Source organism: Streptomyces sp. SID9727 (assembly GCF_010550605.1).
In the GTDB taxonomy this organism is placed as follows: Bacteria; Actinomycetota; Actinomycetes; order Streptomycetales; family Streptomycetaceae; genus Streptomyces.
In genome coordinates, this window is record NZ_JAAGNI010000282.1 from 1 (window position 1) to 5,014 (window position 5,014).

The window sequence follows — 5,014 nt, forward strand, 5'->3', positions numbered from 1 at the left end:
CGTGGGCGGCGTCGGAGCCGGTCACCCGCAGCCCGGGCCGGCCGGCGGCGATCCGTCCGGTGACCAGGCCCGTACCGCAGCCGATGTCCAGCAGGGAGCGCACCGCGTCCGGCAGCAGGCCGAGCACGGCGGCGGCGGCCGCCTCGGCGCGCGGCAGCCCGCCACGCGTGTCGTCGTAGACCGTGGCCTCGTGGTTGTAATCCAGCATCGGGCGGCGACTCTAGGCCATGACCGCCACCCGCGGGCGCGAACCAGAGGTCTGAACCACCGACGTATTGCCGTGCGGCCACGGGGGCCATAACGTGCGGTGATGGAGCTGGAGTTGCGCCATCTGCGAACCGTACGTGCCATCGCCGACACGGGCAGCCTGACCAAGGCCGCCACCGCGCTGGGCCTCGCGCAGCCCGCCCTCAGCGCACAGCTGCGCCGGATCGAGAAGGCGCTCGGCGGGCCGCTGTTCGACCGCGACCACACGGGCGCGCGGGCGACGCCGCTGGGCGAACTGGTGCTGGAGCGTGCCCGGATCGTGCTGCCCGCCGTCAGCGAACTCCAGGAGGAGGCGGTCCGGTTCGCCAACGCGATGGGGTCCATGGAGCGGTTCCGGCTGGGCGGCACGCACGGCCCGCTCCTCGGGGGCCTCGTGGACCGGCTGGCCGCCGCGCACCCGGCGGCGCCGGTGTCCACGTACACCTCCTGGTCGGTGGCCGAGATCGCCTCGCAACTGGTGGACGGACGGCTCGACTTCGCGCTGATCGGGACCTGCGGCGAGAGCGCCCCGCCGGAGACGGACCGGCTGGAGTGGCAGGTCGTCGGGGTCGATCCGGTCTTCGTGATGCTTCCCGAGACCCATCCGCTGGCCGCGCGGGGCGAGTTGGAGCTGTCCGAGCTGGCGGAGGAGTGCTGGGCGGACGTGCCGGGCGACGGCTGCTTCGCCGACTGCTTCGTGGCGGCGTGCGCGCGGGCGGGGTTCCGTCCGGTGTCGGTGTACGAGACGGACACCTCGTCCGTCGTGCATCTCGTCCAGGTGGGGCGCGCGGTGGGGCTGTGCCGGGCGACGTTCCCGCCGACGCCGGGGGTGGTGACGCGTCCGGTCACCGGGGCGCCGCTCAGCTGGCGCCACCTGCTGGGTTGGCACCCGCGCTCGGCCGCCGCGTCGGCGGCGGCCGGAGCCGTGAGCGGGCACACCCGGGCGGCGTACGCCCAGGCGGTGGAGCGCAGCGAGAGCTACGCGCGCTGGCTCGCCACGCACCCCCGGTTCGGCGCCGCGGCGTGAGGACTGCCCGGCCGCCCTACTCCGCCCCGTGGCCCGGCGCCACCGCCGCGACCCGGGCGGCGAGGCCGAGGTCCTTCTCGGTGACCTTGCCGCCCGCGTCGTGCGAGTTCACGGTCAGGGCGACGGTGTTGTAGCCGAGCGTCAGCTCGCTGTGGTGGTTCAGCTCGTCCTGGATCGCCGCGACGTGCATCGCGAGGGCGGCGGCCGCGACGTGCGAGGGCAGCCGGTAGGTGCGGGCGATCCGGTCCCCGTCCAGCGCCCAGCCGGGCAGCTCGCGCAGCCGGTCCTCGATCTCGTTCTGCGGCAGCGGTGCGGCGGGCATGGGGCGGCTCCCTCACTGGTGGTCGATGCCGGTCGGCGGTGCCGGTGACGTTACGGTCTCCGTATGACAACTGTCGCGCTCGACACGGGGGTAGGGCCGCTGCTGCGCAGCTGGCGGGAGCGGCGCCGGGTCAGTCAGCTGGAGCTCGCGCTGCGGGCCGGCTCCTCGGCCCGGCACATCTCGTTCATCGAAACGGGGCGCTCGCGCCCCAGCGAGGAGATGGTGCTGCGGCTCGCCGAACACCTGGACGTGCCGGTCCGGGAACGCAACGCCCTTCTGGTGATGGCGGGTTACGCCCCGCACTACGCGGAGACCGCGCTCGACGACCCGGCGATGGGGGCGCTGCGGGACGGTCTCGACCGGCTGCTGCGAGGCTACGAACCGTATCCGGCGTTCGTCGTGGACGGGACGTACACCGTGGTGGCGGCCAATCAGGGGATGACCCGGCTGCTCGACGGCGTCCCGGAGCACCTCCTGGCGCCGCCGCTGAACGCGATGCGGCTCACCCTGCACCCGGAGGGCCTGGCCCCGCGCATCCGGAACCTGCGCGCGTGGCGGGCGGATCTGCTGGCCCAGATGGAGCGCCAGATCGCGCTGGTCCGTTCACCGGAACTGCGCGAGCTGTACGAGGAGGTCGCGGGGTACCCGCTGCCGGCGGGCCCGGACGGGCACGAGGGCTGGCAGTCGCCCTCCTCGTCGGTGCCGTTCGCCCTGCCGCTGGTCATCGAGCACGACGGGCACGTGCTGTCGTTCGTCGCCTCGATCGCCACGTTCAACACGCCGATGGACGTGACGGTGGCGGAGCTGGCCATCGAGACGCTGCTGCCGGCCGACGAGGACACCGCCGCGTATCTGCGCTCGTCGGCGCTCTGAGGGCGGGCCGGGCCCGTGCCCGCCAGTTCCGGTGACACGGGCCCGTCCGCGCTACACCCGCGCCCCGTTGTCGTGCGGGTCGCGGCGTCCGGCGCCCTGCCGGGCGCGCGGGGCCCGGGTGCGGGCGGGCGGCGGCACCTTGCTGGTGCGTTCCAGCAGCAGCGCGGCCGGTACGGCGGTCATCACCGAGGAGTACGTACCGACGACGACGCCGATCAGCAGGGCGAGCGCGAAGTCCTCCAGCGAGTCGCCGCCGAGGACGGCGAGGGCGGCGAGGATGAACAGGGCGCCCATCCCGGTGTTCACCGTCCGGGGCACGGTCTGCAGGACCGCCCGGTTCGCCACGTCCGCGAGGGGCTTGCGGCGGGCCTTGGCCCACAGCTCCCGGACCCGGTCGAAGACCACGACGGAGTCGTTGACGGAGTACCCGATGACGGTGAGGAGCGCCGCCAGGAAGATGCCGTCGACGGTGCGTCCCAGCCAGGCGAACACCCCGACCAGGATGATCACGTCGTGCACGAGCGCCCCGACCGAGGCGACGGCGAACGTCCAGCGGAACCGGACCGCCAGATAGGCCAGCTGCACGAGCACGGCGATGGCCAGGGCGATCAGGGCGTTGCGCCGCAGTTCGTCGCCGAGGCTGGGGCCGATCAGCTCGTCGCGGACCTTGGTGGCCTCGCCGCCCTCGGCGGCCAGGGCGGTCCGCACCGCGTGCTCGCCGTCGTTGTCGAGCTCCCCGGCGCGTACCGAGATGTCGCCCGCGCCGGCCGTGGTGACCTCCGCCTCCCCGAACCCGGCCCCCGCGAGGGCGGTGCGGGCGGTCTCGACGTCCACGGGGCGGCTGGTGGAGTACTCGACGAGCCGGCCGCCGGTGAACTCGACGCCCAGGTTCACCCCGCGCACCAGGATGCCCGCGACGGCCACCGCGATCAGGACGGCCGAGACCGTCAGCCAGCGGCGCGGGAAGCGCATGAGCTGCGGGTCGCGCCGGGTGAGCCAGGTCCGCACCCGGCCCGGGATCGCGATGCCGTTGACTCCCCGGTAGTCCGCGACGAACCGTGAGCGGGCGGCGATCTCGGTGAGGGCGCGGGCGATGACCAGCGCGGAGAACATCGACGCCAGGACGCCGATGGCGAGCGTGACGCCGAACCCCTTGACCGGTCCGGAGCCGAGGAAGAACAGCAGCCCGGCCGCGATGAGCGTCGTCACGTTGGAGTCGGCGACGGCGGTCCAGGCGCCCTTGAACCCGGCGGCCAGCGAGGCCCGCAGGCTCTTCCCGGGCCGCCCGGCGTACTCCTCCCTGGCCCGCTCGAAGACCAGCACGTTGGCGTCGACGGCCATGCCGATCGCCAGCACGAAACCGGCGAGCCCCGGCAGGGTCAGGGTGACGCCGAGGGCGACGAGGGCCGCGTACGAGATCACTCCGTACGCCGCGAGGGCCACGGCGGCGAGGGCTCCGAAGAGGCGGTAGACGACGATGACGAACAGGGCGGTGGCCGCCGCGCCGATCAGGGCGGCCCGCGCGCTGGCGTCGATCGCGGCGGCGCCGAGCGTCGGGCCGACCGTCCGCTGCTCCACGATCTCGACGGGCACGGGCAGCGCGCCGCCCTCGATCAGCAGGGCGAGCTCGCGGGCCTCGTCCGCGCTGAACGAGCCGGTGATCTGGGTGGAGCCGGAGGGCAGGCCCGCACCGCAGGAGACGGTCGGCGAGACCTGCGGCGAGGAGATCACCCGCTGGTCGAGCACGATGGCGACCCGGCGCCGCTCGTCCTGCACCGGGTGGCAGGCCGCCTCCCCGGTCAGCCGGGTCCAGTCCCGGCCCGCGTCCTTGTGGAAGTCGAGCGACACGGTCCAGCCGGCGCCCTGCTGGGCGTCGAAGGACGCGGTCGCCTCCTTGACCCCGGCGCCGGAGAGCGCGGCGGGGCCGAGAGCCAGTTCGCGGCCCTGTTCGTCGGGCAGGGTCAGCCCCTTGCCGTCCTCGGCGGTTCCGCCCGGGCCCTGGACGGCGTGGAAGGTGAGCTGGGCGGTCTTGCCGATGACATCGGCGGCCTTGCGCGGGTCCTGGACGTCCGGGAGCTCCACGATGATCCGGTCCTCACCGGACCGGGTGAGGGTCGGCTCCGTCACCCCGAGCGAGTCGATGCGGCGGCGCAGCACCTCCAGAGTCCGGTCGGTGCTCTCGCGGTCGGCCTTCGCGGTTTCGGAGTCCTCGGCCTGGAGCACCATGCGGGTGCCGCCCTGGAGATCCAGGCCGAGTCTGGGGGACATGGTCAGCGTGATGAACACGGAGACGAGCAGAACGGCCGCAGCCAGAACCGCCCGCACCGTGGTGGCGCGCGTCATTACGGGTTTCCTCCGAGAGGGCGCCGGGCACGCCCCCACCCCGGTCAGGACGGCGGGAACGGCACGGCGTTGCTGGGTCGCGGGACCGCGAAGCGGTCCCCGGGCCGGTGGACACCGGCACTCGGAGGCCCGCGCACGCCGGGCAGCGCCGCGCGCGGGCGCTGGACGGCGGAGGCGGGGGCGGTACGGGCGGACCAGGGGAC

General features: G+C 74.3%; 5 protein-coding genes. 2 read left to right on the plus strand and 3 right to left on the minus strand.

From position 1 onward, the window contains the following. The coding region (locus tag G3I41_RS18275; protein WP_164401291.1) for a class I SAM-dependent methyltransferase at window positions 1-208 on the minus strand (208 nt) is incomplete at its 3' end. A 102-nt stretch (window positions 209-310) separates the two neighbouring features. Between G3I41_RS18275 and G3I41_RS18280 the strand changes: the two genes are divergently transcribed. Beyond that, entirely contained in the window at window positions 311-1,273 is a 963-nt protein-coding gene (locus G3I41_RS18280) for a LysR family transcriptional regulator (RefSeq protein WP_164401292.1), read from the plus strand. 16 nt (window positions 1,274-1,289) lie between these two features. Here G3I41_RS18280 and G3I41_RS18285 read toward each other — a convergent pair whose 3' ends face one another. Further along, on the minus strand, window positions 1,290-1,595 hold the full coding sequence (locus G3I41_RS18285) for a 4a-hydroxytetrahydrobiopterin dehydratase (protein ID WP_164401293.1): 306 nt from the start codon (window positions 1,593-1,595) through the stop codon (window positions 1,290-1,292). A 63-nt stretch (window positions 1,596-1,658) separates the two neighbouring features. On the opposite strand from G3I41_RS18285, the gene G3I41_RS18290 reads away from it, so the two are divergent. Further along, entirely contained in the window at window positions 1,659-2,468 is an 810-nt protein-coding gene (locus G3I41_RS18290; RefSeq protein WP_164401294.1) for a helix-turn-helix transcriptional regulator, read from the plus strand. 51 nt (window positions 2,469-2,519) lie between these two features. Here G3I41_RS18290 and secD read toward each other — a convergent pair whose 3' ends face one another. Next, window positions 2,520-4,811, minus strand: coding sequence for a protein translocase subunit SecD (gene secD / locus G3I41_RS18295; RefSeq protein WP_164401295.1), 2,292 nt, complete (start codon window positions 4,809-4,811; stop codon window positions 2,520-2,522). Between the last annotated feature and the right edge of the window lie 203 nt (window positions 4,812-5,014).